We start from the raw sequence: 27000 nt of genomic DNA, 5'->3' as shown, positions 1-27000 counted from the left end.
ACTCATGACCCAGCGCAAACTCCCCGTCACCGTCCTGTCCGGCTTTCTCGGCGCCGGCAAGACCACCTTGCTCAACCACATACTGCGCAACCGCGAAGGCAAGCGCGTGGCCGTCATCGTCAACGACATGAGCGAGGTCAATATCGACGCCTCGCTGGTGCAGGACAGCGCCGAGGCGGCCGGTGCGGCCCTGTCGCGCACGGAAGAAAAACTGGTGGAAATGTCCAACGGCTGCATCTGCTGCACCCTGCGCGACGATCTGTTGCAGGAAGTGCGGCGCCTGGCCGCGGAAGACCGTTTCGACTACCTGCTGATCGAATCGACGGGCGTGGGCGAACCGATGCCCGTGGCCGCCACCTTCGACTTCGAGGATGAGCATGGCGACAGCCTGAATGACGTGGCACGCATCGACTGCATGGTCACCGTGGTCGACTGCGCCAACCTGCTCGACGATTTCCACAGCGAAGACAGCCTCGAGCAGCGGGGCGAAACGGCGGGCGAGGGCGACGACCGCCAGCTGGCCAATTTACTCACGGAACAGATCGAATTTGCCAATGTCATCGTCCTCAACAAGGTGGACATGGTCGACGCGGCCCATCGCCTGCGCGTGCTGGCCGTCATCAAGGCCTTGAATCCCGGCGCGCGCATCATCGAGACGAACCAGTCCGTCGTGCCGCTGGACGCCATCCTGGGCACGAATCTGTTCAACCTGGAACAGGCGGCCAGCATGCCGGGCTGGGCCCAGGAACTGGCGGGCGTGCACACGCCGGAAACGGAAACGTATGGCATCGGCAGCTTCGTCTACCGGTCGAAAGAACCGTTCCACGCGCAGCGCCTGCACGATTACATTGCCCAGCCGATACCCGGCGTGGTGCGCAGCAAGGGATATTTCTGGCTGGCCAGCCGCCCCGAGTGGGTGGCCAGCCTGTCCGGCGCGGGCAAGCTGATGAATATCGAACCCGTGGGCCTGTGGTGGGCGTCCGTGCCGAAAGAGCGCTGGCCCACGGATGCGGCTTCGCTGGCGGAAATGAAGGCGGGCTGGAACGAGCCATATGGCGACCGCTACCAGGAAATCGTCTTCATCGGCCAGGACATGGACCAGGCCGCCATCGAGGCGGACTTGAAGAAATGCCAACTCAACACCACGGAAACGCGCCAGGGCATGGCCGCCTGGCGCAAGCTGCCCGACCCGTTTCCCCAGTGGCAACGCATGGAAGAACTGGAAGATTAACCACCGATAGGAAAGCAATATGACAGAACTGATCCCCGTTACCATCATCACGGGTTTTCTCGGCAGCGGGAAAACCACCTTGCTCAAGCGTATATTGCAGGGCGATCACGGCGTGCGCATTGCCGTGATTGAAAACGAATTCGCCGCCGAAAGCATCGACCATGGCTTGCTGGTGCAGGACAGCGACGAGCAGATCGTGGAAATGAACAATGGCTGCATCTGTTGCAGCGTGCGCGGCGACCTGATCCGCATCCTGGGCGAGCTGCACGCGAGGCGCGAAACCGGGGCAATCGCCTTCGACCACGTGATCATCGAAACGACGGGCCTGGCCGCGCCCGGCCCCGTGGCGCAAACCTTCTTTGCGGAGCCGTCCGTCAGCGAGTTCTACATGCTCGACGCCATCCTGACGGTGGTCGATGCGCGCCACGCGCAGCAGCAACTGACGGCGCACAAGGAAGCGCAGGAACAGGTGGGCTTTGCCGACCGCATCCTGCTGTCGAAGACGGACCTGGTCGACAAGGATGCGCTGGCCGCGCTGCGCCAGCGGCTGGTCGCCATCAATGGCCGCGCCAGCATACAGAAGGTGCGCTTTGGCAACGTGCCCTTGCGCGACATCCTGAACATCCGCGGTTTCAATCTGAACGCCATCGTCGAGCTGGAGCCGGATTTCCTGGGGGAACTGGGCCACCGCCATGGCGACGGCGTGCAATCGTTCGTCTACCACCAGTCCCAACCCCTAGATCTGCTGCAGGTGGAGAATTTTCTCGATGCCGTGGTGCAGCTGTTCGGTACCCAGCTGATGCGCTACAAGGGTATCCTGTACGTGGCCGACGTGCCGTGCCGGGCCGTCTTCCAGGGCGTGCACATGCTGATGGGCTCGGAACTGGGCGCGCCGTGGCGCGACGGCGAGACGCGGGCCAGCAAGATCATCTTCATCGGCCGCGACTTGCCGCAGGATATGCTGATCCGGGGCCTGGACCGCTGCGTGGCCAAGGCGGACAGCCCGGTCGAGGTGGCGGCATGAGCGTGGAAGCGGGCTTGCCCGCCCTGGCGCTGATTTTTCTGCTCGGCATGCGGCATGGGCTGGAACCGGACCACCTGGCCGCCGTCGACGGCCTGACCCTGCGCAGCCAGGCCGCCCATCCGCGCTGGACGCCGTGGATGGGCGCGCTGTTTGCGCTGGGACATGGCATCTGCGTGCTGGCCATCGTGGCCGTGGCCGCCCTGGCGTCGGCGCAATTCACGCCATCCGAGGCCGTGTTCGGCTGGCTGGAATGGCTGCCCATCGCCTTGCTGCTGCTGATTGCGGCCCTGAATGCGCGCAGCTTGCTGGCCGGCGCGCAGCTGGCCGAAGTACGCGGCCGGCTGCTGCCGCGCTGGCTGCAGGGCGCTTCCGGGCCGCTGGGCGCCATCCTCGTCGGCATGCTGTTCGCGCTGGTGTTCGACACGGCCCTGCAGGCGGCCGCCTGGGGCTACGCGGCCGTGGCGCTGGGCGGCATGGGGCCGGCCATGCTGACGGGGCTGGTGTTTGCCGTGGGCATGGGCGTGACCGATACCTTCGATGGCTGGGTCACGGCGAAAGTCATGCGCACCGGCAAAATCGAGATCGTGCGCGCATTCCGCCGCCGCCTGGGCTGGCCCATCGTCGCCATCTGCGTGGCCATGGCCGCCTGCATGGCTGCGGGCAAGCTGGACCCCGCGTGGTCGCTGCCGGAAAGCTGGATGGCGGCGCTCGGTGCGGCCATGGTGCTGCTGATGGCGGCCCTGTATGGCTGGACCTTGCTGGGCTTGCGCCGCGTGCGTGCCTGAGACGGGGGCGTGGGTATAATGGAAAAAAACTGCCGGATTCCACCATGCCCCCAGCCGATATCGTCATCCGCCTGCTGACGCCAGCAGATACCGCCGCCTTTTGCGCGCTGCGCCTGCGCGCCATTCTCGATTCGCCCAGTTCGTTTTCCTCGTCGCGCGAGGATGAGCTGGCGCGCACGCGGGAAGAACACGCGCAGCGCATCGCCGGCGGCGTCCTGCAGCGGGCGTTTGGCGCCTTCGACGGCGAGCGTCTCGTGGGGTTTGCGGGGCTGCGGCGCGAACCGCTGCGCCAGCTGTGGCACAAGGCCTTGCTGTGGGGCGTGTTCGTCGATGTGGCGCAGCGGGGCAAGGGCGTGGCGCGGCGTCTCGTCAACGCCTGCATCGAACAGGCCGAGGCGGACCCTGCCGTCATGCAGGTGCACTTGAGCGTGAATGCGGAAAACAATGCTGCCTTGCGCCTGTATGAATCGCTGGGATTTATCGCGTATGGCACGGAACCGCGTTCGATGCGCGTGGGCGAGCTGTTCTATGACGAGCATCACCTGGCCTTGCTGCTCAAGTGACGTCGTCAGGCGATGTCTATGTAAATTACTTGCAGCGGGGGCACAGGCCCTTGATCAGGTAATCGACTTCGCCGCCGCTGAAGCCTTCCGGCAAGAGCACGGGTGGCGGCAGCTTGACTTCATTGAAACAGGTGACGTTTGCGCACTTGGTGCACTGGAAGTGCGCGTGCTCGTGCGCCTGGTGGCCCGCGCCCGCGCTGAAGCGCCACACTTGGTCGGCACCCGCGATGCGGTGCACCAGTTCATTTTCCGTCAGCCATTCCAGCACCCGGTACAGGGTGACGGAATCGATATCGCTGTCCTGCGACAGCGCCTGCTGGATTTCATGGTGGGTCAGCGAACGGCTTTGCGCCATTAAAAAGTCGAGCACCTTCACACGCGTCTTGGTGACGCGGGCGTTGGTGTTGCGGATCAGCGATTCGGCTTGCGGTGTAGAAGATGATGTCAACATGATAGGCCTGCTTGCGGGGGATCGGCTGGCGGCGTCATCGCCGTGCCCGTTGCCACCCTATGGGCCGTATCTTAGCATGCGGGCCGCACCGTATGAAACGGCGTCATGGTTTGAACGTCCAATAGCGGCCGGCCACCGTATCGACGGGGTCGAGAAAGCGCTGGTCGGCGCGCGTCTGGTTGCGTATCAGGTAGAACATGTCGGACAGGGCGGAGCGCTGGTCCGCGAAGTACGAATGCTTCATGAAGCTCGTGTCCACGCCCGTGGCGTCGATGGTTTCCACACCTGCCACGATCAGCATGCCAGCGCCGCTGTCGCCCGCGCGCGGGTAGCCGTGCACGGCTTTCGACGCGGCCAGGGCCAGGTCTTGCGACGAGGCATACAGGGTCACGGGATTGCGCGCGCCGGCCAGTTTCGGTGCGATATCGTGCCGGAAGACGGCGGCGTCGATATCGGGCGCGGACAGGATGAGCTCCGTGATCTTTTGCGCCAGCTGCGGCTGCGCGGCCAGCAAGTCGGCCACGGCCCGCGTCAGCCCGCGGCTGCCCATGCTGTGGCCCACCAGGTACACTTGCGCCGCGTCCGTGCTGGCGAGAAAGTCGGCCAGGAAGGCCGTGATGTGGGGCGTGCTCCACTCGATATTGTTTTCATCGATGGTGTAGCCGGCGATGTCGCCGCGCGACGGCCAGCTGTAGAACGCGGGCGCGCCGTCGAAGCCCAGGTCGTAGGCCATCTGTCCCGTGCGCCGCGCCGCATCCTCGAAACTCACGTTGTAGCCGTGCACGAAGACAAATGCGCTCTTGCCGGCCGAGGCGCGGACCTGGGTTCTTAATGCCGCAAAGAAATTATCGTGATCCTGTACCTCGGCGTCGAGCAGCACCACGTGCTTGGCCGGATCGTCGCGAAATTCCAGGCGCCACAGCGATGGCGATTCCAGCTGGCCCATGCGGTGGTCGCGGGGGATGCTGATGTCGCAGCTGCCATAGCTGAGCGGCCCGTCGCCGTTGCCATTGCCGCCCGTGATGCTGCGTTCGCCGCTGAAGCGCTGGGCCGCAGGCTTGCCCACGTCGCGCTGGCGATCCGTGGCGAAATACACTTTCACCACGGCGTAGTTCGACACGACGGTGCCTTTATCGGCTGGCGCGGGCACGGCTTCCACGTCGGGTAGCGGGGTAACAGGCCGCTGCAGCGCATCGAGCAAGCCTTGCGCGGCAAACAGGGTTTCCATGTCGTCCGGCACGTTTGCCGCGGCCAGGGCGGCCGACAGGGCCAGTTGCCGCTGGGGATCGGCGGGCGCCGCTTCCAGCGCGGCGATGGCGGCCAGGATGGCGGCGGCGCCGTCGAACTTGGCGATGGCCAGCTTGAGCCGTTGAAAATGGCTGGCGACGGCTTGCGGCGCATGGCCGGGCGCGCCGTGTTCGATGGCTGCCACGACGGCGGAAGTGATCAAGTCCATGCGCCACCTGCCTTTCAGGTCAATCTGGATTGAATGTCAACCCATATTGCCATAAAAGCACGCGGAAAGCGACTTGTCCAGCATCCCGCGCAGCGGGCCTGTCAACGGTCAATGCTGCTTGTCGTCGCTGAACTGCTGCGCCAACGATTGCAGGGGCGCCACCGTCAAGCCGCCGCGGCTCACGTGTTCGGGGATGGCCACGCGCACGGGCTTGCTGTGCATGTTGGCGGACGACAACACGTTCATGGTCGTTTCCGGCGCCGCATTCCACACGGGATCGACGATACCTTCAAACACATGTTTCAATTGCTCGCCCCATGTGTCGCGGATCATGCGGAAGTACTGGTTTTTTTCATCGATGGTGACGAAGCGCGTGACGGCCAGGCTGCCCGTCTCGTAGACGAGCAAATCGAGCGGCAAGCCGACGGAAATATTCGAGCGCAGGGTGGAGTCCATGGAGATCAGCGCGCACTTGGCCGCTTCGTCCAGGCGCGTGAACGGGTTGATGACCCTATCGATGATCGGTTTGCCGTACTTGGCTTCGCCGATCTGGAAATACGTGTTTTCATCGTGCGATTCGATGAAATTGCCGGCCGAATACACCTGGAACAAGCGGCAGCGCTCGGCCCCTATCTGGCCCCCTAAAATGATGCTGACATTGAAATCGATGCCGCAGTCGGCCAGCGCCTTCGCTTCGCGCAAGTGCACGGTGCGCACGGCTTCGCCCACGATACGGGCCGCATCGTACATGCTGGCCACGTTCCAGATGCTGCGGCCATCGGCATCCACGTGTTCGGACACGATCTGGCGGATCGCCTGCGAGATCGACAAATTGCCTGCCGTCATCAGGACCAGCATGCGGTCGCCCGGGTTTTCGAACACGCTCATCTTGCGGAAGGTGCCCACCTGGTCCACGCCGGCGTTGGTGCGGGAGTCGGACAGGAAGACCAGGCCTTCGTTCAGGCGCATGCCTATGCAATAAGTCATCGTCGTAAATCAAGTCAAAAGGGGTAGCATTCTACACCAGCCGGACCGCGCCACCTGCTGGCAAGGCCCGGCCAGCCTCATTCCTGCCCGTTTACACGGGCACGATCTGCACGTCGACACGTAAGGTTTCCGTGCCGCCGCCCTGGCGCACGCCGCGCACGGGAGCGGCCGAATCGTAGTCGCGCCCGATGGCCAGGCGGCAATACGCATCCGTCATCAGCCGCGCGTGCGTGACGTCGATGCTGACCCAGCCCACGAAATCCGTGTCTTCCGCCCACGCGTCGACCCAGGCGTGGCTGGCCGCATGGCCCGTCGTGCCCGGATCGATATAGCCGGACACGTAGCGGGCGGGAATGCCCCAGGCGTGGCAGCAGGCCAGGAACAGATGGGCGTGGTCCTGGCACACGCCGCGTCCCAGGGCCAGCGCGTCAGCGGCCGTGGTGGTGACCATGGTGGCACCGCTTTCATACGCCACGTGGCCCACGATGTGCTCGGCCAGGCGCAGCAAATGGCCCGTGCCCGCCGTCACCCGGCGGTCCGGCAGGCTGGCGGCCGTCAGCTCGAGGATGGCGGGATTGGCCTGGGTCAGCGGTGTCGGCATGGTAAACAATAGCGGCGACAGGGTATCGACCAGGTTCAGCCGTCCCTTGTGCGGGTAGATGGTTTCCACCACGCCGTGCGCCACCAGGCTCAGGGATTGATGGCTGCCATTGATCGTCAGCATGTGCGACAGGTTGCCGTAGGCATCCGTGTAGGCGTGGCACTGGCCTGGCGTGGCGATATGCCAGGACAGGGCCCGCTGCTGCGGCTCGATACGCGGCGTCAGGTGCAGCTGCTGGATGGTGTAGGCCAGCGGCGCACTGTAGGCGTAATGGGTTTCGTGGCGGATGGTGAGCTGCATCAGGCCGCCAGGGGAACGAGGAAGTCGCGGCTGACCCGGTTGCCCAGGTCGTAGATATTTTCCAGAAATTCCGTCAAGGTATGGTGCAAGCCCGCCTTCATGATGTCGTCGATATGGCCGAATTTCAGCTCCGCATGCAGTTTGCCGGCAAACCGCTCCGTATCGGCCGACACGTCGTTGCGGATATGTTTTAAATTTTCCACCACATCATCCATGCAGGCGAGCAGGGACCGTGGCATGTCGCCGCGCAGCATCAGCAATTCCGCCACCCGTGCCGGCGTGATCACGTCGCGGTAGACCTTGCGGTAGATTTCGAAGCCGGAAACGGAGCGCAGCAGGGCCGCCCAGTAATAGAAATCGCGCTGGGCCACGTCTTTCGACGTGTCGCGCGCGCCGTGGAACTTCACGTCGAGGATGCGCGCCGTGTTGTCGGCCCGTTCCAGGAAGGTGCCCAGGCGGATGAAGTGGATGGCTTCATCCTTGAGCATGGTGCCCAACGTGACCCCGCGCGACAGATGCGAGCGGTACTTGACCCATTCGAAGAACTGGCTGGGGTCCGTTTCCAGCAGATTGCTTTTCAGGCGCTTCTGCATGTCGAGCCAGGTGGCGTTCTGGATTTCCCACACTTCCGTCGTCAACGTGCCCCGCACGGCGCGGGCGTTTTCGCGCGCGCCCGTCAGGCAGGCCAGGATGGAAGACGGGTTGTTCGGGTCGCGTACCATGAAGTCGAGCACGTCGCGCGTGTGGAAGCGGCCGTATTTGTGGTCGTACGCGCTTTGCAGCTCGGAAATACCCAGGGTGGCGCGCCAGCCCTGTTCCGCGTCCTGCTCGGACTGGGGCAGCATCGACGTTTGCATGTTGACGTCCAGCATGCGCGCCGTGTTTTCCGCCCGCTCCGTATAGCGGGCCATCCAGAACAAATGATCGGCAGTGCGGCTCAGCATGTTTTCTCTCCTGCAAAAGCGGATGTGGCTTCCAGTACCCAGGTATCCTTGGTGCCGCCCCCTTGCGAGGAATTGACCACCAGCGAGCCTTCACCGAGGGCCACGCGGGTCAGGCCGCCCGGCACCATGGAAATCGTCTTGCCGGACAGCACGAACGGACGCAGATCGATGTGGCGCGGCGCAATGCCGGCGTCCACATATGTGGGGCAGGCGGACAGGGCGAGTGTCGGCTGGGCGATGTAGCCGCCCGGATTGGCCAGCAGGCGCTGGCGGAAGTCCTCGATCTGCGCCAGGCTGGACGCGGGTCCCACCAGCATGCCGTAGCCGCCCGCGCCATGCACTTCCTTGACGACCAGTTTCGGCAGATTCGCCAGCACGTAGGACAGGTCCGCCGGTTTGCGGCATTGGTAGGTGGGCACGTTGTTCAATATCGGTTCCTGCGACAGGTAGAACTTGATCATGTCGGGCACGAACGGGTAAATGGACTTGTCGTCGGCCACGCCCGTGCCGATGGCGTTCGCCAGGGTCACCCGGCCCGCGCGATAGACGGACAGCAGGCCCGGCACGCCCAGGGAGGAATCGGAGCGGAAGGCCAGCGGGTCGAGGAAATCGTCGTCGACCCTGCGGTAGATCACGTCCACGCGCTTGGGCCCCCGCGTGGTGCGCATGTACACGGAGTTGTCGTTGACAAACAGATCCTTGCCCTCGACCAGTTCCACGCCCATCTGCTGGGCCAGGAACGCGTGTTCGAAGTAGGCGGAGTTGTACATGCCGGGCGTCATGACGACGACTGTCGGATCATCCACGCCCATGGGGGCGACGGAACGCAGGTTGTCGAGCAGCATGTCCGGATAATGGTCGACGGGCGCGATGCGGTTGCGGGCGAACAGTTCCGGGAACAACCGCATCATCATCTTGCGGTCTTCCAGCATGTAGGACACGCCGGACGGCACCCGTAGATTGTCTTCCAGCACATAGAATTCGCCCTGGCCCGCGCGCACGATGTCGACGCCCGCGATGTGGGCGTAAATGTCGGAAGCGACGGAAATACCCTGCATTTCCGGGCGGTACTGGGCATTCTTGTAGATTTGCTCGGCCGGAATGATGCCCGCCTTGATGATGTTTTGCTCATGATAAATATCATGGATGAACATGTTCAAGGCTTGCACCCTTTGCACCAGGCCTGTCTGCATCTGCGCCCATTCGGCGGCGGGGATGATGCGGGGGATGGTGTCGAACGGTATCAGGCGTTCCGTGCCGGCATCGTCGCCATACACGGCAAACGTGATGCCGACCCGGCGGAACGTCAGGTCGGCTTCGGCCCGCTTGCGGGCGATGGTCTCGGGCGATTGCTGTTCCAGCCAGTTGCTGAATTCACGATAGTGTTCACGTACCTTGCTGTCCGTACCCACGTCATTTGCAGTCATTTCATTGAAAAAATTTGCCATGTTGTGATTTCCCTTGAGCCGTGTCTGGGTATAGCTCAGCAGGAAACGTGCCAACAGGGCGGGTACGAACCGGTATAAATATGACCACTTTTGTGGCGTCGCGCCATCCGTCGCACCGATTTGGTGCGCTAGCAGTCATTGTTGGGGACGCCAGTGGGCTCGACGAAGGGACGGCAATCGACGGGCACGTCGAAGATGAAGCTGGTGCCCGTTTCGGGCGCGCTGTCGACGGCGATGCTGCCGCCATGGCTTTCCGCCACGTTCTGCACGAAGGGCAGGCCGATGCCCCAGCCGGGCGCGGGGTTGTCGTTTTCGCGGCGCAGGTAGTCGAAGATGCGTTCGGCCTGTTCCGGCGCGATGGCGTGGCCGCTATTGTGGACGGTGATGATCAGGCGTTCGTGGGTCGCTTCCACGTGCACGCCGATGGGGGCGTCGTCGCCGTACTTGAGGGCATTGCCCAGCAGGTTTTCCAGCGCGCGCCGCAGCGAGTTCTCGCACCACCAGCCGGTGACGGATTGCCCTTGGACATGGCATTTGTCGGGCCGCTGCAGATTGACCTGGCCAGCCACGGCCTGCACCAGGGGCAGCACGTCGAACTGGCTCAGCGCCAATGGCAGCCGCTGGCCCTGGTGGTAGCTGAGGCTATCGAGCAATTCCTCGATCATGCTGTCGAGCCGTTTGCTGTGCTCGGCAATCTTGTGCGCGAGCGCCACCACTCGTTCCGGCTCCGCCGGCCGCAGCAGCAGCTGGGCGCTGGTGCTGATGACGGCCAGCGGGTTGCGCATGTCGTGCGACAGGCCGGCCGCGATACGGCGCCGGAAGCCTTCGTGCATGCTGGTAAATTCGCGTATCGATTCGCGGATGCCCGAGTCGATCGATTCGTTGATCACCTGCCAATCCTTGCTGCGCAGGGTAATACCGGACTCATGCGCGACGGCGGCAAAGCAGTCGCGGAAGATCTGGTATTCCTGGATCACCTGTTCCGGCCCGTAATTGGTCATGCGCGCCCGCTCATTGCCATGCACGGCAGGCACGTTGCTGTTGCTGGCCGCGTTTTCGCGCGGGTGGCCCGGCGTGAGGGCTTCGGCCAGGTTGTCGAAAAAGGCCGGCAAGGTATTGATGAGTATGGGCGTGAGCAGCTGGTCCGCGCCCCGCACGCTGGCGCGCACGCGCTGTTCCCAGGCCGTGAGGACGGCGTCGCGCATGGCAAAGATGCGCTGTGCGCGCTGCAGCGGATGGCGTTTGCTTGCCTGGCGGCCCGTGTGCTGATCAGTGGCAATATTCACCGGAACTCCCTGACAGGAATGGCTATGCGCTTAATAGTATGCGCCAAATCAGCGGCCGGGGAAACGCCTTATTGCCCAGTATCGGCCTGCCGCAAGGCCGCATGCAGGCGGAAAAGCGCCGCTGACCACTCGCTCAGGGAAAAGTTCTGTGGGTCATCATGACCATTCGCAAAGCCCGTATCGAGCACGGCGTGGAAGGCGGGGATCAGCCACGTGCCCCTGCGCACGCTGGCGGCGATATAAAGCAGGGCCAGGCGCTCGTATTGCGCGGGCGTGAAGCCGGGATCGGGCGCCAGCCCGTCGTTGCCCTTGCCGCCGCCGGGCACGGAGTTGCGCGGCTGCACCAGTTCCACGTGCAGGAACAGCCCCGTCAGCGACGGCTTGTCCTTTTCCAGCTTGCTGGCGTAGCCTGGCGTGCCGAAGTCGCGCACTTGCAGGGAGCCGCCCAGGCGGTTCACGTAGACATGGCCTTTCGGCCCGCCACCCAGCGCAGGGTTACGTATATTGAAATCGTTGAAATCCCAGCCGGCATCGTTGATGTGGGCTGGAATGGCGTCGAGCAGGAAATTCGGGTAACTGGTGTCGTGGATGACGAAGTACCGGGCCATGGGCGCCGCCAGCCGGCCCACGGCCCGCGACAGGGGCGCATCGACGGCGCCGCCCACGTCCGCTTCGCTGACCGATTGCTGCGCCAGCCAGGCGCGCAGGCGGGCCGGGGCGATATCCGTGCGCTGGCCGATGTGGGCGGCAAGGAATTCGGGCAGCGGCGCGGTCTCGCCCAGGCGCGCATACAGCTTCACGGGGCGCAGCAGGCACGTGGCTTGCGCCCGCGCATCGCCCTTGAAGCCGCTTTTCCAGGCCACGTAGGGGCAGGCGGTTTGCTGTTGGGCAAAGGCGGTGCCGACGGTGGCGAAGAGGAACAGGGAGAGGAGGGCGGGGCGCAGTGTCATGCGCGCATTGTCGCCGATGCCGCGCCCGATGGACAGGGGCGCACGCAGCGGTGCGCCCCTGCCGGAGTGGGGACGGTTGCCTAGAAGTCGACCGAGGCGGAAACGACGACCGTGCGCGGGGCGCCCAGCACCAGGTAGCCGGAGTTGGAAGCGCCGCCGGCCGAAGCCCAGTAATTCTTGTCCGTCACGTTGTCGAGGCGGGCGCGCAAGGTCACGGCGCGGTCGGCGATGCTGGTCGTGTAGCGGGCGCCCAGGTCCAGGCGGGTCCACGACGGCAGTTTCTGCTGGTTGTCCGCGTCGAGGTACTGGGTCGAGGTGTACAGCGCGCGGCCCGTCAGCGCCAGGCCACGCACGCCCGGCACATCCCATTCCACGCCGGCATTGAGCTGGCTGCGCGGCACGCCGATGGCGTCCTTGCCGTTATTTTCCTTCTTGAGCACGTTGACCTGTTCCGCATCGAGGAAGGTCAGGCCGCCCAGCAGGCGCAAGCCGCGCACGGGGCTGCCGAAGACGGACAGTTCCAGGCCGCGGTTGCGCTGTTCGCCAAACACGCCGAAGGTACCGTTGTCCACGTAGGCCAGCGGCTGCTTGGTGGTGAACAGGGCGGCGCTCATGCCGATGCGGCCACCGTCATACTTGACGCCGATTTCCTTCTGCTTGGATTTATACGGGGCGAAGACCTGGCCGATGTTGTTCGTCACGCCAAAGCCGCCTGCCACGGCGCCTTTCTGCAAGCCCTCGATGTAGTTCGCATACACGGACACTTCCTTGCTGGGGCGGTACACGAGGCCCGCCAGCGGCGTGGTGGTGCTTTCACTGTAGCCGGGATCGGTCTGCTTGCCCGTGTCGTAGTTGTAGCTGTCATCCTTGATAGTCTGGCGGCGCAGGCCCACGGTCAGCAGTACGCTGTCGTTGGCGAAGCCCATGGTGTCGGCCACGGCAAAGCTGGACAGGATGCTGCGCGACGTGACCAGTGGATTGTCCAGCTTGCCGCCCACGTACAGGTCGGCGGCTGGCGGCACGGCGTTGAACGGCGCATAGATGCTGGCGTTGAAATTGCCGCTGATGCCATAGGCATTGCGCGATTGCGCCCAGAAGGTCGACGCCGTGGCGCTCAGGCTGTGGCTGACGCTGCCCGTGACGGCCTTGCCGCGCACGCCGATTTCGCCAGTGCGCACCGTATCGCGGCGTTCGTTGTCGAAACGGTAAGCTGTGCCGGAACCGTCCGCGCGCGCCACCGTGGGTACGGCCAGCACGTTCGATTCATTGCCGCTGCGCGCGCCCAGCGCGGCCCAGGCCACGACATCCTTGGCGATATCGTATTCGCCGCGCAGGGTGCCGAAGGTGTCGCGCTCGTTCGAACGGGTCCAGTCCTGGGCGAAATTGCGGCTGGCGTCGGGTGCTGCCGGAATCGCCACACCGGCCGCCACATTCACGCTGGGACGGGGCGCCGTCAGTTTGTGGTCCTGGTAGCCGGCGTCGGCCGACAGGCGGAAGTCGCGGCCGCGGTAGTCGGCGCCGATGGAAAATACGCTCAGTTCGCGCTTTTCATGCTTGACGGCCGTATCGCCGTCGCGGCGGGCCGCATTGATGCGGATGCCCGTGTTGTTGTCCGGGCCGAAACGGCGCGCGATATCGGTGGCTACATACACCTGGCCGCCGCTTTCCACGCCCACGGTCACTTGCGTCAGCGGCGCATTCGGCGCCCGCTTGGGCAGCAGGTTGATGGCGCCGCCGATGCCGCCGCCGCCCGGCGCCGCGCCGTTGATGAAGGTATTGGCGCCACGGAATACTTCCACGCGTTCCAGCAATTCCGATGCGACGAACTGGCGCGGCAGCAAGCCGTACAGGCCGTTATACGCGAGGTCGTCCGAATTCACGGGAAAACCGCGGATCATGTACATTTCCTGGAAATTGCCGAAACCGCGCGTGACGCGCACGCCCGGGTCGTTCTGCAGCACGTCGCCCACGCCTTGCGCCTGCTGGTCCTGGATCAGCGCCTGCGTGTAGTTGAGGCTATTGAAGGGCGTGGCCATGATGTCCACATTGCCCAGCAAACCCAGACGCCCGCCGCGCGCCACCTGGCCGCCCGCATAGGCTTTCGACAAGCCTTCCGCCGACGCATCGGCCGATGCATTCACGACCACCGTGGGCATGGTTTGCGCATCGCCGGCCGGCGCCGCGGAGGTGGTTTGTGCATGGACGGTGCTGCTGGCCAGCAGGAAGGCGGCCAGGGCGAAAGGGGTAGGGGCGAGGCGGAAGGTGCGCATGGTGTTGTTTGGATAGTAATGAGAATGATTATCATTATATTCCAGTGACGCGCAGCGCGTGGAAAAGCGTGAGAATGTGGCAAAAAAGTCGCCATTTGTACAACACCTGGCCCGGCAGGCACTGGATTCTGGCGGAAAAAGGCGCGTCACACGATACCTTGTGGATTTATTAATGCCTATGACCAAGTTTCGTTAAAATGGGCCATCGCGCCCGGCGCCCCCAGGAAACCGCATGTCATTGCACCGCCACTTACAGTCCGCCTTCCAGCGCATGCAGCGCGGCTTGAGCCTGAAAAGCGCGGCCGTCGCGCTGATCCTGGCCATGCATGCGCTGGGCCTGTATTTCCTGCTGCTGCCGGCGCGGCAGCTCAAGCAATACACGGAAGTGGCGTTCCTCACGCTGATGCCGGCCCGGCCGCTGCCGCAGACGCCGCCAATGCCCTTGCCGATGCCCATGCCTGTCCCCATGCCGCGCGCGCGGACCAGTGCGCCGCCCGCCGTTCCCGACCTGCCTGCCGTGGCGGCGCAAGCGATCGCCGTTCCCGAGGAAGTAGCCCCCGCGCCATCGGCGGCGTCGTCCGCGACGGACTTGCGCACGCGCGCCCGGCTGGCGGCGGGCGCCGCCGACAAGGCCCTGCGTGGCGAAATCAAGCAGGAGCAGCCGTGGCTGGCCGCGGCCGAGCTCAAAAGCGAAACCACGTTCCAGAAGCTGGTCGCGTCCGCCTACCGTGGCGGGCCCGTCATCCGCGTGGAAGAATACCTGTCGGCCGACGGCCGGCCGGTGACGCGCATCGTCAGCGCCGGCGGCGCCACCTGCTATGGCATGGATGCCAACCCGGGCGCGGGCGCCGACCCGTCCAGGACGGGCGGCAAGGTAAAACGCGTGCCTTGCCCGGGATAACGTTTCCGCGCAGCACACAGCGCAACACACAGTTTTCACGGCAATTACGGGGCGCTCAGCCCCGGCGGGGTCCCAAATATGCTAAGTTGCGTCTGCAAATCTTGTCGACACGACCCAGGACGCCCATGCTACCCGAACTCCTCATCCTCGCTCCCAGCCCCTCGGCTGCCGTCAACGCGCAGCTGGAACAGCACTACACCTGCCATCACGCGTGGCAGGTGCCGGCCGACGAGCGCCATGCGTGGCTGGCGGAGCGGGCGCCGGCCATCCGCGCCGTCGTCACGACGGGCGCGCTGGGCTTGAATGCGGCCGACATGGCCTTGCTGCCCGCGCTGGAAATCATCGCCGTCAATGGCGTGGGCCTCGACGGCCTGGCGCTCGACGAGGCGCGCGCGCGCGGTATCGCCGTCACCACCACGCCGAACGTGCTCACCGACGACGTGGCCGACGTGGCGCTGGGCCTGCTGCTGGCCAGCGCCCGGCACATCGTGGCGCTCGACCGTTTCGTGCGCGACGGCGGCTGGGAACGCCGCGAAGCCATCGCCCCCGCGTCCAGCCTGCGCGGCAAGACGGCCGGCATCTTTGGTTTCGGCCAGATCGGGCAAGCCATCGCGCTGCGCCTGGCCGCGTTCGGCGTCAAGGTGCGCTACTTCCAGCCCCGCGCCATTGCCGGCACCGACGTGCCGCGCGCCGAATCGCTGCTGGCCCTGGCGCAGGACAGCGATTACCTGTTCGTCTGCGCGCCGGGCACGCCCGCCACGCGCAAGATCGTCGACCGCACGGTGCTCGACGCGCTGGGCTCCCAGGGCACCTTGATCAATATCGCCCGTGGCGCGCTGATCGATGAAGACGCGCTGATCGCCGCCTTGCAGGACGGCCATCTGGGCGCGGCCGGCCTCGACGTGTTTGCGGACGAACCGCGCGTGCCGGTCGCCTTGCGGGCCTTGCCGAACGTGGTGCTGACGCCGCACGTGGGCAGCCTGACCGTGGAAACGCGTCATGCGATGGGGCAGTTGGTCGTGGATAATCTGCGCGCCCATTTTTCCGGCCTGCCTTTGCCCACGCCCGTGGTTTAAGCCCGGTTTATCGCCAATGTGCGGCCAGGCGCATGCCACCTTCACCGAATCGCCTCTCGCGCCAGCAAAATGCGTTAGCATCCTATAAATAGCATTTTTATACGATGTTGTGACGAAAGGAATGGCGATGCATACGATACTGGTGATGGGCGCGGGCTTCGCGCTGCTGGCACTGTGCCTGCTGGTGGGGTGGGGCAGGGGCGCGATGGCGCATGCGGCACTGGCTTTCATTCCCTTGTGGCTGCTGGGCGCCGGCATCAACATGGCGGTGGGCGTGCTGACGGCCGGCTATTCCGTCGCCGAGGAACTACCGATTTTTGCAGTAATTTTTGCCGTGCCAGCCTTGCTGGCCGGTTTTTTGTGGTGGCGTTTACAACGCGCCTGAGCCGCCAGCCCATGGGCAGCACCGCCAGCACGGCCAGGATTGATGATGAAAGAGTAGCTATGGAATTGACAAAATCGCTGTTGCGCAAGCGCGGCGGACAGGACAGCGGCAAGGTGGGCATGATCGAGCTGTTCTTCGACCTTGTATTCGTGTTTGCCGTGACGCAACTGTCGCACGGCTTGCTGGCGCACCTGAGCGCCATGGGCTGGCTGCAGACGGGCTTGCTGTTGATGGCCGTCTGGTGGGTATGGATCTTTACTTCGTGGATCACCAACTGGCTCGATCCCGAACGCATTCCCGTGCGCATCAGCCTGTTTGCCCTGATGCTGGGCGGCCTGATCATGTCCGCCTCGATACCGGAAGCGTTCGGCGCGCGGGGCCTGGGCTTTGCGGGCGCCTACGTGGCCATGCAGGTGGGCCGCCCCGTGTTCGCCTGGTGGGCCGTGCGCCATGAAGCACTGGCGCGCCGCCGCAATTTCCAGCGCATCACTGTGTGGGCCGTGTTGTCCGGCATCTTCTGGATTGCCGGCGGCATCGCGTCGCCCGAACAGCGCCTCTTCTGGTGGGGCGGGGCCCTGGCGATCGACCTGGCCGGCCCGTGGATGCGCTTTGGCGTGCCGGGCCTAGGCAGTTCGTCGACGGCCGACTGGGATGTCGACGGCGGCCACATGGCCGAACGCTGCGCGCTGTTCGTCATCATCGCCCTGGGCGAATCGTTGCTGGTGACGGGCGCCACGTTCGCGGGACTGGAATGGACACCCGGCAACTGGCTGGGCTTTTTGTCGGCGCTGGTCGGCAGCATCGCCATGTGGTGGATTTATTTCGACACGGGCGCCGAAGCGGGCCATCACCGCATCGCCCACTCGAAAGACCCGGGCAGCATCGCCCGCAAGGCCTATACCTACATCCACGTGCTGATCGTGGGCGGGGTGATCGTCAGCGCCGTGGCCGACGAACTGGCCCTCGTGCATCCGGATGAGGCGAGCTTCGCCGGCATCAGCGCCTTGCTGGGCGGCCCGATCCTGTATCTGCTGGGCAATGCGCTGTTCAAATGGGTCAGCAACGACCGCGCCACGCCGCCGCTGTCGCACCTGCTGGGCATCCTGATCATCCTGGCGCTGATCCCGATGGCGTACGGCCGCCTGTACGCACCGCTGACCCTGGCCTGCATCACCAGCTGCGTGCTGGTCCTCGTGGCCGTGTGGGAACACATGGCGCTGCGCCGCCCGCCGGCCGACATCGACCCTTGATGCCCGCGTAAGCCTATCTGGACGGCGCAATGCCGTCCGGATCGCTGCGCGCGTCCAGCGTCAGCTGCAGAAACGCCAGGTCCAGCCAGGCGCCGAACTTCGTGCCCACCTGGGGCAGCAATCCCACTTCCACGAACCCCAGTTTTTTATGCAGGGCGATCGAGCCGCCATTCTTTGCCTCGATGCCGGCCACCATCACGTGCTTGCCGATGCCGCGCGCGCGCGCGATCAATTCCACCATCAGGGCCAGCCCGATGCCTGCGCCGCGGCAATCCGGGTGCACATACACGGAATGCTCGACTGTATGGCGGAAGCCTTCGAAGGCGCGCCAGTCGCCGAACGAGGCGTAGCCGGCCACGCTGCCCGCCTCATCGATGGCGACGAGCACGGGGTAACCGGCCTTTTCGCGGTCGGCCAGCCAGGCGGCGCGGTTGGCGATGTCGACCGTCCGTTCATTCCAGATGGCCAAGGTGTTGCTGACGGCATCGTTGTAGATGGCTGTGATTCCTTCGAGGTCGCCCGTCCGGGCATCGCGTATCTGCATGTTGATCTCCTTGCTTGGCGTCTACTATAATGGACAAATCATAGATTGCCGCCCACGCCTTGTCCAATAAAATCCGAATGGAAGCCGGAATGAAATCCAATATATGTCCACTAAACCAGACGAATTAAACCAGCGCATCGGCGCCAGGGTGCGCCTCGAGCGCGAGGGCCTGGGCTGGTCGCTGACGGAGCTGGCGGCCCGTTCCGGCGTGTCGCGCGCGATGGTGCACAAGGTGGAGCGCGGCGATTGCAGCCCCACGGCCACCTTGCTGGCGCGGTTGTCGGGCGCCTTCGGCCTGAGCATGTCGGAACTGATCGCCCGCGCCGAAATGCGCGAAGGGCGTTTGCTGCGCAAGGCGGACCAGCCCGTGTGGACAGACCCGCAGAGCGGCTACGTGCGGCGGCACGTGTCGCCCGCCTCCGACATGCTGCTCGACCTCGTGCATATCAGCTTGCCGCCGGGCGCCGTGGTGGCGATGCCGGCCGCCGCCTATGTGGCGCGGCGCCAGCTGATCTGGTCGCTCAGCGGCAGTCTCGTCTTCATCGAAGGCGATACCCGCCACGTACTGGACGAGGGCGACTGCCTGGAGCTGGGGCCGCCGGCCGACTGCGTGTTCAGGAATGAAACCTCGGACCACTGCACCTACGCCGTGGCCGTATTGAAGAGCGCTTGAGCTTAAGCGAGCGCCGCCGCGCGCAGCTGGGCAATGAAGGCGCGCGCGGCGGGCGCCTGTTCGTGGCGGCGGAAGGCCACGGCGATTTCCGAGCTGATCTGCGGGCCTTCCAGCTCGCGGAATACCACGCCGGGCAATTGCACGCTGGCCATCACGGAGTGGGGCACGATGGCGCAACCCACGCCCAGCGACACTTCCGTCAGCACGGCCAGCAGGCTGCCCGGACGCGACACCACCTGCGCCGCAAAGCCGCCGCGCCGGCTCGCTTCCAGGGTTCCCAATTCCTGTTCCGGCACGATGAACGCCTGCTGCGCCAGCGCGGCGGGCCCGATCACGTGCAGGCGCACGAGCGGGCTGTCTGCCTGCACGGCCAGCACGAAGCGGTCGCGCAGCAAGATGACACTGTCCAGTCCGTCCGGCAGGTGCAGGGGCGGGCGCACGAACGCCAGGTCCACGCGGCCCTGGTCCAGCAAGCCGGGCAGGGTATCCATCGCATATTCGCGCGCGCCGATATGGATGCCGGGGTGGCTGGCGCGAAAGCGGGCAAACTGGTTCTGCAGCACGCCCGAATAGGCGGCCGACGCCACGTAGCCGATTTCCAGCCGTCCCAGTTCGCCCCGGCCCGCCCGCCGCGCCACTTCCTGCGCCTGCGCCAGCTGCGCCAGCGCGCGCGTGGCCTCGATGACGAACAGCTCGCCGGCCGCCGTCAGGGCCACGGCGCGCTTGCTGCGCTGGAACAGCCGCGTACCGAGCAAGCTTTCCGTTTCCTGCACCTGCTTGGTCAGCGCGGGCGGCGAAATGCCCAGCTCCGCGGCCGCCCGCGCGAAATGCAGGCTGTGCGCGACGGCCAGCACGCAGCGGAAATGCCGCAATTCCATCGCTTTGTCTGTATTCACCATGGGTAAATTATAAGGCGATCATCTTATAACAGGAAATAATACAAGCCTGCTTAAAATACAGGCATGAAAAATACCAACTGGACCTTATATACGTGCTCGGGCGTGTGCGCGCTGATCATGCTCGACACCAACGTGGTGGCCGTCTCGCTGCCGTCGATCGCCCGCTCGCTCAACGCCAGCTTCGTCGACGTGGAATGGGTGGTCAGCGCCTACATGCTGGCGTTCGCCTCGTTCCTGCTGCCGGCGGGCAGCATCGCCGACCGCCTGGGAAGGCGCAGGGTCATGCTGTGCGGCCTGGCAGTGTTCGCGCTGGCTTCCTTGCTGTGCGGCCTGGCGTGGACGCCGTTCGTGCTCAACGTGGCGCGCGCCGTCAAGGGCCTGGGCGCGGCGCTGCTGCTGACTTCCGCGCTGGCCGTCATCGGCCACACGTTTCATGCGGAAAAGGAGAGGGCGCGCGCCTGGTCCGTGTGGGGCGCGGCCATGGGCGTGGCCATGACGGTGGCGCCCCTGCTGGGCGGCCTGATCACGAGCGCCATCAACTGGCGCTGGATTTTCTACCTGAACCTGCCCGTCGTGGCCATCTTGATGTGGCTGGTGCACAAACACGTGGACGAATCGAAGGATGCGTCGAACGCCAGTTTCGATCCGCTGGGCGCGCTGCTGTTTTCCGCCGGCCTGTTCTGCATCATCTGGGGCCTGATCGACGCCAGCGTGGCGGGCTGGTCCAGCCGCGCCACCACGCTGCGCTTTCTGGCCGGCGCAGCGCTGCTGGCCGTGTTCGTGCTGGTGGAACGGCGCCAGCGGGCGCCCATGGTCGATTTGTCCCTGTTCTGCCGCCGCGTGTTTGTCGGTGCCGTGCTGGGCATGTTCGGCTACGCCATCGCCGCGCAGGTGATGATGACGTTTTTACCCCTGTACCTGCAGAACGCCTTCGGCTTTTCCGCCGTGCTGGCCGGCTGCGCCATGCTGCCGTTTGCCGTTGCCATGGTGGTGCTGTCCCGTCTGGCGCCGCGCGCCATGCGCCATCTGGACGACCGCGGCATCCTGGTGACGGGCTTGCTGATCGTTGCGGTGGGCAACGTGGCCACGGCCCTGGCCGCCGCCAGTCTGCAGTACGGCCTGGTGGCGGCCGGCATGGTCGTCACCGGCGCGGGGGCGGGATTGCTCAACGGCACCACGCAAAAGGCCATTCTCGCCTGCATCCCCCGCGAACGCACGGGCATGGGGTCCGGCATCAGCACCACCACGCGCTTTGTCGGCATCGTGCTGGCCGTGGGCGCGCTGGGCGCCGTGCTGGCCATGCGCACGGCTGCCTCGTTCGAGAAACTGGCGTGGCTGCACGGCTTGAAGGCTTCGCCCGAAATGATAGGGCGCATCGTGGCCGGCAATGCGGCCGAAGCGTTCGGCCAGCTGCCGCCCGCCATGCAGGCCGTGGCGCAGGAAGCGGCGCGCCATGCCTTCATCGACGGCTTTGCCAGCGTGCTGTACCTGGCTGGCGGCTTGGCGGCCGTGGTGGCCGCGCTGGTGTTCGTGCTGGCCAGGCCAGTGTTGTCCGCTGCGCCGGCAGCAGGAAAAGTGTAACTGTTCAGCAAGATTCACGTGCGCCGCTTGCACTTGTAATATGATGCCATCAGGAAATACATGGCATTCATATAACACGACCAATCAAGAGCGCCGAACAGAAGCGTAGCGAGCGGCAGCGAGTTGTGGCTGAGAAGCGGAGCTGTGCGAAGCACGGGGCCGCCGAGGCAGTGAGCATCGGAGGCCGCAAATCGCGACGCGCAGTAGCTTATGTTCGGTGCGGGAGGAGCGCATGCGCAGAAAACGCATCATCATCACCAGCGTGCTGGTGGCCGTCATCGGCGTGGCCGCTCCCCTGAGCCTGGCCTTTTACCTGTCGTCCGTGCGGGCCGAGCAGGGCGAGCAGGAACGCCTGCGCCTGCTGGCTGGCTACGCGCTCGAGCGCGCCCACCGTTCGATCGCCTCGGCCGGGGCCGCCCTGCGCAGCGCCGATGCGCTGGACCTGGCGCCGTGTTCGGAAGCGCATATCCAGCAGCTGCGCCGCATCACCATCACCACGCGCAGCATCGACGATATCGGCTATGTGGAAAACGGCTTTCTCAAATGCACGTCCACGGGCATCGAGGAGGCGCGCATCGCCATCACGCCGCCCGATTTCAATCTGGACAATGGCCTGGGCCTCGATTTCAACCTGCGCCCCGTCGCCAGCGGCGGCAAGCGCATGGTGGGACTGTCCTACCGCGCCTATAAGGTGCTGATCGATCCCGTGCGCTTTTCCGACGTCATCGTCGACAGCGACATCCAGATGGCCGTGGCCATCGGCAAGCGGGGCGTGCTCGATACCTTGCACCATCCGGACCCCGCGCAGGTGCAGGCCTTGCTCGCCGGCCATCCGGCGGCGGACGCCGTCACGCCCGACGGCAGCATCCATGCGATCCTTTACCGCGACGGCTTGACGGCCGTGATGATCGAGCCGCGCAGCAAGCTGAACGACAGGTTGCGGCGCGAACAGCTGCTGCTCTTGCCGCTGGGCCTGCTGATGGCCGCCTTCATCGTCGGCATCGTCATCTGGCTGTCGCGCCGCCGCCTGTCGCTGATGGGCGAGCTGCGCATCGCCATCGACCGGCGCGAATTCTTTGTCCATTATCAGCCCATCATCGCGCTCGACACGGGCGTGTGCGTGGGTGCCGAAGCGCTGATACGCTGGCGCCGTCCCGACGGCAGCATGATACGGCCCGACCTGTTCATCCCCGTGGCCGAGGAGGGCGGCCTGATCTTGCCCATCACGGACCAGGTGATCGATTGCGTCATCGCCGACATGCGCAGCGCGCTGCTGGCCGACCGCGACCTGCACATCGCCATCAACCTGTGCGCCAGCGATATCGAGACGGGCCGCGTGCTCGACGTGCTCGAACGGGCGCTCGACGGCACGGGCATCGAGGCGCAGCAGATCTGGCTGGAAGCGACGGAGCGGGGCTTCATCAACGTGGAAGCGGCGCGCGCCACCATCGAAAAGGCCCGCGCGCGGGGGCACGCGGTGGCCATCGACGATTTCGGCACGGGGTACTCAAGCCTGTCGAGCCTGCAAAACCTGCCGCTCGACGCCTTGAAAATCGACAAATCGTTCGTCGACACCATCGGCACGGACGCCGCCACCAGCAGCGTCACGCCGCACATCATCGCCATGGCCCGCACCTTGAACATGCTGATCGTGGCCGAAGGCATCGAAACGCAGCAGCAAGCTGATTATCTGCGCGAACGCAAGGTGGAATTCGGCCAGGGCTGGCTGTTTGCCAAGGCGCTGCCGGCCCTGGACTTCCTGGCCTTCTACCAGACGCGCCGCGCGCCGTCCGCATCATGAAATCATGAAACACACGCGCTTTCCTTATCCCTTGCAGCCGCTGCGCGTACCGGGCGGCTGGCACATCACCGTGAACACCCTGTTCGAGGTGGAACCCGGTCCGGACACCATGCAATGGTTCAGCAGCGCATTGCTGCTGTGGGGCCATTGCCGCGACAGCGGTTACAGCTTCAACTCGCACTTCGAGCCGGAAGACGATCCGCAGGGCGAATTCGTGCTGGAGATGGGCAAGGTGGCATATGACCGCCACGGCAAAGCCGTCAAGGACAGCGAGGTGTTCCTGGGCGAGTTCCGCACGCGCAGCAAGGCGGCGTTTGTCGCACGGGTCGAGCAATTCATGCAAGACCCGGCAGCCTGAACGCTACGGCTTGCGCGGCAAGACCGTATCCTGCCCGCTTTGCTTGAGCACGGCGCTGGCGATCTTGCCCGCCGCATCGCGCGTAAACGCCAGTTCCGCGTCGATGGCGCGGAAGAAGAATTGGTCTTTCGCGCTGGCAAACAAGGGGGCGGATCCCATGCCTGTCCCGGCCGCTTCCAGGCCCTGCTTGCCCAGGCTCACCGTCAAGGTGAAATCCTTGTCCAATGGATACTCGCCAACGTACTCGGCGAGCGCGGCGCGCGGCACTTCGATGGCCGCTTGCGGCTTTTTCAGCGGCGGCAGGGGTGTGCCGGGCAGCAAGGTGGACAAGCCCAGCGCATCGACGTCGCGCGCCGTATTCGTCAGCACCACCACGCCCCGCTTGCCGTCCGTCGTGAACGCCGCATAGCTGCTGTAGCCGCCCGTCTGGCCGCTGTGCCAGGCGTAGGCCCGGCCCTGTCGCTGTTCCAGCAGCCAGGACAGGCCGATTTTCGTGTCGTCGCCGGACGCCACCGGACGCTGCGGTTTTACCGCCAGTGCATACGGACGCAGCGGCTTGAACATGTACGCTTGCAGGTAGGCGACCATGTCGCGCGCGCTCGAATAGACGCCGCCGGCCGGCGCCACCACATTCAAATCCCAGGCGGGCGTGGGTTCGCCCGACAGCAGATGGCCGGGCGCCAGGCGCGCCAGCATGCCGTGCGTGGGCTGGTTCGAGGTGGAACGCATGCCGAGCGGCACGGCGATGCGCTTTTGCAGCAGCGCTTCATAGCTGGTGCCGGCCTGTGCGGCCAGGGCCGTGCCCAGCACGGCGTAGCCGATGTTCGAGTAGTCAAAGGCCGTGCCTGGCGCGCGCGGCAGGTGGTAGGCGGCGAGAAACTGCCGCTGCTTCGCTTCCGTGTAATCGGCATACGGGTTGGCCGGGTCCTTGGGCGCGAAGTTGTCGGGCAGGCGCGGCAGCGAGGAATAATGCGTGGCCAGGTCGAGCAGGCTGATCGTTTTTCCATCGAAGGCAGGCACGGTATAGCCCGGCAACAAGGCCGCCACGGGCTCGTCGAGCTTGACCTTGCCTTCGACGACGGCGTTGGCCAGCAGCAAGGCCGTCATGGTCTTGGTGACGGAACCGATCTGGTAGACGGTGTCGGCGCCAGGCTTGGCGCTCTTGCCTGCCTGGCTGCTGCCAAAACCATACACGGCGCTGTCCTTGCCTTCGATCACGGCGATGACGATGCTGGCGTGCAGGCCCGTGCGCGTGAGTTCTTCTGCGCGCTGGCGCACGGCGTCGTCCAGCACGGGAGAGGCCAGTGCTGCGGTACCGGCGAGGCAAAGGGGGAGGAGGGCGAAAGTGGGTGTCATGGGTAACCTTGTCCAGAGTGGATCGAAGGCACGCCGGCGCATGGAGAAAGTGGCTGGCATGCCTGGTGAAGGATACGGGCCCAACATGAAGGTTGCCTGAGTTTTATGTTTGCCGGTATGGCAAGGCTTGCGATTGCTCAATGTTCAGCCATCGGCGCTTCCAGCAGGCATGCCAGCTGCGCGCGCATGTCGCTGGTCATGCATTGCAGTAATTCGCCGCGCCGGCGCGCATCGGCGCGCTTCTTTGACGGCACCGCGGCCAGGTCGGGCGCCCGGTAGGCGGCGCAGGGCAAGTGATAATTCCCGTTGGGCATGCGCAGCGCATGCAATTCCTGCCACGCCAGGTCGTAATCGGCGGCAATATGGCGGCGCCGGCGCGCATTCAGGGCGATGCGGTTGTCATTGCTGATCAAGAACAGGTTGTTACAGGCGAAAAAATCGCCGAAATCGCGCAAGGCCGCGACCATCAGGTTTTTTGGCCGGCAACCGTGCAAGGCCCGCGTGGCCGTCTTCACGGCCTGGGCACCCGCTTCCGAGCGCAAGCCTTGCAGCGCGCCCAGCTGCAAGGACACGCCATCGGCGCGCGGCAGGAACAGGAAGCTGGCCAGGTACAGGGGCTGGCCGTCGCACGTGAGGCGCAGGCACAGCTCGCCTTCGCGGTAGCTGTCGTGAATGGCCGTCAGCTGCAGGCGGTACAGCGCCCCGTCCTTGCCTTCGAACGCGGCCAGCACCAGGGGCTGGCGCGCGGCCCGCTCGACCAGGGTCCGCGCGCCCGCCTGCCACAGGAAACGGTAGTGTCCTTCCAGCAAGGCCAAACGATCCTCGCAGCCCAGCTGGCGCGATGCGTAAGGGCGGTATATCTTGAAGCGCAGGCAGGGATGCAGCTGCGCCAGCGAGTTCAAACCTGGCATGCTGCCCAGGAACGCTTGCCAGCGCGTGCGCTGGCGGGGAAAGAAGAGGGCGCCCAGCGCCGCTTTCAGGCGGTGGCCGCTGGCAGGATGGGGCACGGCGGCGCCGTGGTGCAGGGATAAAGCGATGTCATTCATGATTCAGCCGGAAAATGGCAGGCGCTGCACAATGAGAGCCTTGCCAATTTGAATGCTACGCGGGCCAGGTGAATTTCATATTAAGAAGCCATGCACGCAGGCATTTAGAGGATGGCAACTAAACATTTGCCTTCTGGCAATCTGGACGGTTATGCTCGCGGCAACTTCACTCGACGACTGCCGCCATTCATGCATCACCGCCATTTGCTTGCCATTCCCCTGCTCGCCGCCGCACTGGGCGCCCAGGCGCAAGAGCGCACGAGCGACCCCTTGGGGCCGTTGGCGCAATGCATCAACCGCAGCGAGTTCCAGTTCAGGCAGCAGGACCGCTTGCCTGCACATGCGACGACGCGCAGCCTCAAGCTGGCGACGGGCGAGGCGCAGGTATCGACGGCCGATGGCTACCGGCTGATGTTGTTCCGCAAGAGCAGCTTGCCCTTGGTGAACCTGAAAATCGAACGCAGCGCCGCAGGCCGCTTTGCCGCCGACCGCGACGCCATCGTGGCGCAAATGGGAGAAATGGCCGCCAGGGGCAAGCCGCCGCTCCAATTGCCGCTGGAAACGGACGCGCGCGATGGCGTGGAAGTGCTAGGATTGAATAGCGCCAGTATCGCGCACACGCCGGGCATCCTCAGTCTGTACTCGCTGCTGCACGCGGCTAGCGGCACGGTGGCCACCGCCTACATACTGAACCAGCCTGCCGATCCGCTCGACTTTGCGACGGACGCGCAATACCAGGCACTGCGCACACAATTGATTGCCTCGCTTGTACGCTGCATGGCTGATCCCGCACCGTAAGGCAGGCGCACACGGACACCAGGAAAGGAGATCACC

Annotated in this window: 26 protein-coding genes; 13 read left to right on the top strand and 13 right to left on the bottom strand. The window is 65.0% G+C overall.

The annotated features are described in order from the left end of the window. Positions 1 to 4: 4 nt before the first annotated feature. The 4 genes from zigA to GCN75_RS01455 are packed head-to-tail and all read left to right on the top strand — an operon-like array spanning position 5 to position 3603. Positions 5 to 1231, top strand: a complete 1227-nt coding sequence (gene zigA, locus GCN75_RS01470) for a zinc metallochaperone GTPase ZigA (RefSeq protein WP_152281021.1) — start codon at positions 5 to 7, stop codon at positions 1229 to 1231. Between the two features lie 19 nt (positions 1232 to 1250). Further along, positions 1251 to 2255 (top strand): CobW family GTP-binding protein, encoded by a 1005-nt coding sequence (locus GCN75_RS01465; protein WP_152281020.1) that lies wholly within the window; start codon positions 1251 to 1253, stop codon positions 2253 to 2255. Beyond that, on the top strand, positions 2252 to 3040 hold the full coding sequence (locus GCN75_RS01460) for a HoxN/HupN/NixA family nickel/cobalt transporter (protein ID WP_152281019.1): 789 nt from the start codon (positions 2252 to 2254) through the stop codon (positions 3038 to 3040). Before GCN75_RS01465 ends, GCN75_RS01460 begins: the two co-directional genes overlap by 4 nt. A gap of 44 nt (positions 3041 to 3084) precedes the next feature. Then, positions 3085 to 3603 (top strand): GNAT family N-acetyltransferase, encoded by a 519-nt coding sequence (locus GCN75_RS01455; protein ID WP_152281018.1) that lies wholly within the window; start codon positions 3085 to 3087, stop codon positions 3601 to 3603. Positions 3604 to 3628: 25 nt separating this feature from the next. Here GCN75_RS01455 and GCN75_RS01450 read toward each other — a convergent pair whose 3' ends face one another. From GCN75_RS01450 to GCN75_RS01410, 9 genes are all read right to left on the bottom strand, one after another. Continuing rightward, positions 3629 to 4054 (bottom strand): Fur family transcriptional regulator, encoded by a 426-nt coding sequence (locus tag GCN75_RS01450; RefSeq protein WP_034787417.1) that lies wholly within the window; start codon positions 4052 to 4054, stop codon positions 3629 to 3631. A gap of 103 nt (positions 4055 to 4157) precedes the next feature. Then, on the bottom strand, positions 4158 to 5510 hold the full coding sequence (locus tag GCN75_RS01445; RefSeq protein ID WP_152281017.1) for an alpha/beta hydrolase: 1353 nt from the start codon (positions 5508 to 5510) through the stop codon (positions 4158 to 4160). Between the two features lie 108 nt (positions 5511 to 5618). After that, a complete protein-coding gene (locus GCN75_RS01440; RefSeq protein ID WP_152281016.1) occupies positions 5619 to 6497 on the bottom strand; it encodes a peptidase in 879 nt (292 codons plus the stop codon). A 91-nt stretch (positions 6498 to 6588) separates the two neighbouring features. After that, positions 6589 to 7398, bottom strand: coding sequence for a transglutaminase family protein (locus GCN75_RS01435; protein WP_152281015.1), 810 nt, complete (start codon positions 7396 to 7398; stop codon positions 6589 to 6591). Next, complete coding sequence (locus GCN75_RS01430; RefSeq protein WP_152281014.1) at positions 7398 to 8342, bottom strand: alpha-E domain-containing protein; 945 nt, start codon at positions 8340 to 8342, stop codon at positions 7398 to 7400. Before GCN75_RS01430 ends, GCN75_RS01435 begins: the two co-directional genes overlap by 1 nt. Continuing rightward, positions 8336 to 9790 carry a circularly permuted type 2 ATP-grasp protein gene (locus GCN75_RS01425; protein ID WP_152281013.1) on the bottom strand — a complete coding sequence of 485 codons (1455 nt, stop codon included), beginning with the start codon at positions 9788 to 9790 and terminating at the stop codon, positions 8336 to 8338. The genes GCN75_RS01430 and GCN75_RS01425 overlap by 7 nt, the downstream gene beginning before the upstream one ends. A 128-nt stretch (positions 9791 to 9918) precedes the next feature. Beyond that, the gene (locus GCN75_RS01420) at positions 9919 to 11076 is read right to left on the bottom strand and encodes a sensor histidine kinase (protein ID WP_152281012.1); all 1158 of its coding nucleotides are present in this window, start codon (positions 11074 to 11076) and stop codon (positions 9919 to 9921) included. A 68-nt stretch (positions 11077 to 11144) separates the two neighbouring features. Continuing rightward, the gene (locus GCN75_RS01415; protein WP_152281011.1) at positions 11145 to 12026 is read right to left on the bottom strand and encodes a hypothetical protein; all 882 of its coding nucleotides are present in this window, start codon (positions 12024 to 12026) and stop codon (positions 11145 to 11147) included. An 80-nt stretch (positions 12027 to 12106) separates the two neighbouring features. Continuing rightward, positions 12107 to 14296, bottom strand: coding sequence for a TonB-dependent receptor (locus GCN75_RS01410; RefSeq protein WP_152281010.1), 2190 nt, complete (start codon positions 14294 to 14296; stop codon positions 12107 to 12109). A gap of 232 nt (positions 14297 to 14528) precedes the next feature. Between GCN75_RS01410 and GCN75_RS01405 the strand changes: the two genes are divergently transcribed. The 4 genes from GCN75_RS01405 to GCN75_RS01390 all read left to right on the top strand — a co-directional run bounded on the left by GCN75_RS01405 (position 14529) and on the right by GCN75_RS01390 (position 17908). Further along, positions 14529 to 15197: a hypothetical protein gene (locus GCN75_RS01405; RefSeq protein ID WP_152281009.1), complete on the top strand. Its 669-nt coding sequence runs from the start codon at positions 14529 to 14531 to the stop codon at positions 15195 to 15197. A 125-nt stretch (positions 15198 to 15322) separates the two neighbouring features. Continuing rightward, positions 15323 to 16273 (top strand): 2-hydroxyacid dehydrogenase, encoded by a 951-nt coding sequence (locus GCN75_RS01400; RefSeq protein WP_152281008.1) that lies wholly within the window; start codon positions 15323 to 15325, stop codon positions 16271 to 16273. 127 nt (positions 16274 to 16400) lie between these two features. Next, positions 16401 to 16658, top strand: coding sequence for a hypothetical protein (locus tag GCN75_RS01395; RefSeq protein ID WP_152281007.1), 258 nt, complete (start codon positions 16401 to 16403; stop codon positions 16656 to 16658). Between the two features lie 65 nt (positions 16659 to 16723). Then, the gene (locus GCN75_RS01390) at positions 16724 to 17908 is read left to right on the top strand and encodes a low temperature requirement protein A (RefSeq protein WP_405002771.1); all 1185 of its coding nucleotides are present in this window, start codon (positions 16724 to 16726) and stop codon (positions 17906 to 17908) included. Between the two features lie 13 nt (positions 17909 to 17921). Here the strand turns inward: GCN75_RS01390 and GCN75_RS01385 are convergent, their stop codons facing one another. Beyond that, complete coding sequence (locus tag GCN75_RS01385; RefSeq protein WP_152281005.1) at positions 17922 to 18452, bottom strand: GNAT family N-acetyltransferase; 531 nt, start codon at positions 18450 to 18452, stop codon at positions 17922 to 17924. A gap of 103 nt (positions 18453 to 18555) precedes the next feature. On the opposite strand from GCN75_RS01385, the gene GCN75_RS01380 reads away from it, so the two are divergent. After that, entirely contained in the window at positions 18556 to 19125 is a 570-nt protein-coding gene (locus tag GCN75_RS01380; protein WP_152281004.1) for a helix-turn-helix domain-containing protein, read from the top strand. A 2-nt stretch (positions 19126 to 19127) separates the two neighbouring features. Here GCN75_RS01380 and GCN75_RS01375 read toward each other — a convergent pair whose 3' ends face one another. Next, positions 19128 to 20024 (bottom strand): LysR family transcriptional regulator, encoded by an 897-nt coding sequence (locus GCN75_RS01375; RefSeq protein ID WP_226940996.1) that lies wholly within the window; start codon positions 20022 to 20024, stop codon positions 19128 to 19130. 63 nt (positions 20025 to 20087) lie between these two features. Between GCN75_RS01375 and GCN75_RS01370 the strand changes: the two genes are divergently transcribed. The 3 genes from GCN75_RS01370 (at position 20088) to GCN75_RS01360 (ending at position 23764) form a co-directional block, all read left to right on the top strand. Beyond that, positions 20088 to 21605 carry an MFS transporter gene (locus GCN75_RS01370; protein WP_152281003.1) on the top strand — a complete coding sequence of 506 codons (1518 nt, stop codon included), beginning with the start codon at positions 20088 to 20090 and terminating at the stop codon, positions 21603 to 21605. 232 nt (positions 21606 to 21837) lie between these two features. Next, positions 21838 to 23406: an EAL domain-containing protein gene (locus GCN75_RS01365; RefSeq protein WP_152281002.1), complete on the top strand. Its 1569-nt coding sequence runs from the start codon at positions 21838 to 21840 to the stop codon at positions 23404 to 23406. Positions 23407 to 23410: 4 nt separating this feature from the next. Then, complete coding sequence (locus GCN75_RS01360) at positions 23411 to 23764, top strand: hypothetical protein (RefSeq protein WP_152281001.1); 354 nt, start codon at positions 23411 to 23413, stop codon at positions 23762 to 23764. 3 nt (positions 23765 to 23767) lie between these two features. Here the strand turns inward: GCN75_RS01360 and GCN75_RS01355 are convergent, their stop codons facing one another. Both GCN75_RS01355 and GCN75_RS01350 read right to left on the bottom strand, forming a co-directional pair. Continuing rightward, entirely contained in the window at positions 23768 to 25120 is a 1353-nt protein-coding gene (locus GCN75_RS01355; RefSeq protein WP_193317341.1) for a serine hydrolase, read from the bottom strand. A 137-nt stretch (positions 25121 to 25257) separates the two neighbouring features. Further along, the gene (locus GCN75_RS01350; protein WP_152280999.1) at positions 25258 to 26166 is read right to left on the bottom strand and encodes a VirK/YbjX family protein; all 909 of its coding nucleotides are present in this window, start codon (positions 26164 to 26166) and stop codon (positions 25258 to 25260) included. A 189-nt stretch (positions 26167 to 26355) separates the two neighbouring features. On the opposite strand from GCN75_RS01350, the gene GCN75_RS01345 reads away from it, so the two are divergent. Further along, complete coding sequence (locus GCN75_RS01345; protein WP_152280998.1) at positions 26356 to 26964, top strand: hypothetical protein; 609 nt, start codon at positions 26356 to 26358, stop codon at positions 26962 to 26964. Positions 26965 to 27000: the final 36 nt, after the last annotated feature.

The sequence above is a fragment of the Janthinobacterium violaceinigrum genome (assembly GCF_009208555.1).
GTDB classification, from domain to species: Bacteria; Pseudomonadota; Gammaproteobacteria; order Burkholderiales; family Burkholderiaceae_D; genus Janthinobacterium; species Janthinobacterium violaceinigrum.
This window is presented reverse-complemented; position numbering and strand designations above follow the sequence as displayed.

Excerpts from the sequence above, each read along its gene's own strand:
- zigA (WP_152281021.1), top strand. The coding sequence starts at position 5 with ATGACCCAGCGCAAACTCCCCGTCACCGTCCTGTCCGGCTTTCTCGGC.
- GCN75_RS01465 (WP_152281020.1), top strand. The coding sequence starts at position 1,251 with ATGACAGAACTGATCCCCGTTACCATCATCACGGGTTTTCTCGGCAGC.
- GCN75_RS01460 (WP_152281019.1), top strand. The coding sequence starts at position 2,252 with ATGAGCGTGGAAGCGGGCTTGCCCGCCCTGGCGCTGATTTTTCTGCTC.
- GCN75_RS01455 (WP_152281018.1), top strand. The coding sequence starts at position 3,085 with ATGCCCCCAGCCGATATCGTCATCCGCCTGCTGACGCCAGCAGATACC.
- GCN75_RS01450 (WP_034787417.1), bottom strand. The coding sequence starts at position 4,054 with ATGTTGACATCATCTTCTACACCGCAAGCCGAATCGCTGATCCGCAAC.
- GCN75_RS01445 (WP_152281017.1), bottom strand. The coding sequence starts at position 5,510 with ATGGACTTGATCACTTCCGCCGTCGTGGCAGCCATCGAACACGGCGCG.
- GCN75_RS01440 (WP_152281016.1), bottom strand. The coding sequence starts at position 6,497 with ATGACTTATTGCATAGGCATGCGCCTGAACGAAGGCCTGGTCTTCCTG.
- GCN75_RS01435 (WP_152281015.1), bottom strand. The coding sequence starts at position 7,398 with ATGCAGCTCACCATCCGCCACGAAACCCATTACGCCTACAGTGCGCCG.
- GCN75_RS01430 (WP_152281014.1), bottom strand. The coding sequence starts at position 8,342 with ATGCTGAGCCGCACTGCCGATCATTTGTTCTGGATGGCCCGCTATACG.
- GCN75_RS01425 (WP_152281013.1), bottom strand. The coding sequence starts at position 9,790 with ATGGCAAATTTTTTCAATGAAATGACTGCAAATGACGTGGGTACGGAC.
- GCN75_RS01415 (WP_152281011.1), bottom strand. The coding sequence starts at position 12,026 with ATGACACTGCGCCCCGCCCTCCTCTCCCTGTTCCTCTTCGCCACCGTC.
- GCN75_RS01410 (WP_152281010.1), bottom strand. The coding sequence starts at position 14,296 with ATGCGCACCTTCCGCCTCGCCCCTACCCCTTTCGCCCTGGCCGCCTTC.
- GCN75_RS01405 (WP_152281009.1), top strand. The coding sequence starts at position 14,529 with ATGTCATTGCACCGCCACTTACAGTCCGCCTTCCAGCGCATGCAGCGC.
- GCN75_RS01400 (WP_152281008.1), top strand. The coding sequence starts at position 15,323 with ATGCTACCCGAACTCCTCATCCTCGCTCCCAGCCCCTCGGCTGCCGTC.
- GCN75_RS01395 (WP_152281007.1), top strand. The coding sequence starts at position 16,401 with ATGCATACGATACTGGTGATGGGCGCGGGCTTCGCGCTGCTGGCACTG.
- GCN75_RS01385 (WP_152281005.1), bottom strand. The coding sequence starts at position 18,452 with ATGCAGATACGCGATGCCCGGACGGGCGACCTCGAAGGAATCACAGCC.
- GCN75_RS01380 (WP_152281004.1), top strand. The coding sequence starts at position 18,556 with ATGTCCACTAAACCAGACGAATTAAACCAGCGCATCGGCGCCAGGGTG.
- GCN75_RS01375 (WP_226940996.1), bottom strand. The coding sequence starts at position 20,024 with ATGGTGAATACAGACAAAGCGATGGAATTGCGGCATTTCCGCTGCGTG.
- GCN75_RS01370 (WP_152281003.1), top strand. The coding sequence starts at position 20,088 with ATGAAAAATACCAACTGGACCTTATATACGTGCTCGGGCGTGTGCGCG.
- GCN75_RS01365 (WP_152281002.1), top strand. The coding sequence starts at position 21,838 with ATGCGCAGAAAACGCATCATCATCACCAGCGTGCTGGTGGCCGTCATC.
- GCN75_RS01360 (WP_152281001.1), top strand. The coding sequence starts at position 23,411 with ATGAAACACACGCGCTTTCCTTATCCCTTGCAGCCGCTGCGCGTACCG.
- GCN75_RS01355 (WP_193317341.1), bottom strand. The coding sequence starts at position 25,120 with ATGACACCCACTTTCGCCCTCCTCCCCCTTTGCCTCGCCGGTACCGCA.
- GCN75_RS01350 (WP_152280999.1), bottom strand. The coding sequence starts at position 26,166 with ATGAATGACATCGCTTTATCCCTGCACCACGGCGCCGCCGTGCCCCAT.
- GCN75_RS01345 (WP_152280998.1), top strand. The coding sequence starts at position 26,356 with ATGCATCACCGCCATTTGCTTGCCATTCCCCTGCTCGCCGCCGCACTG.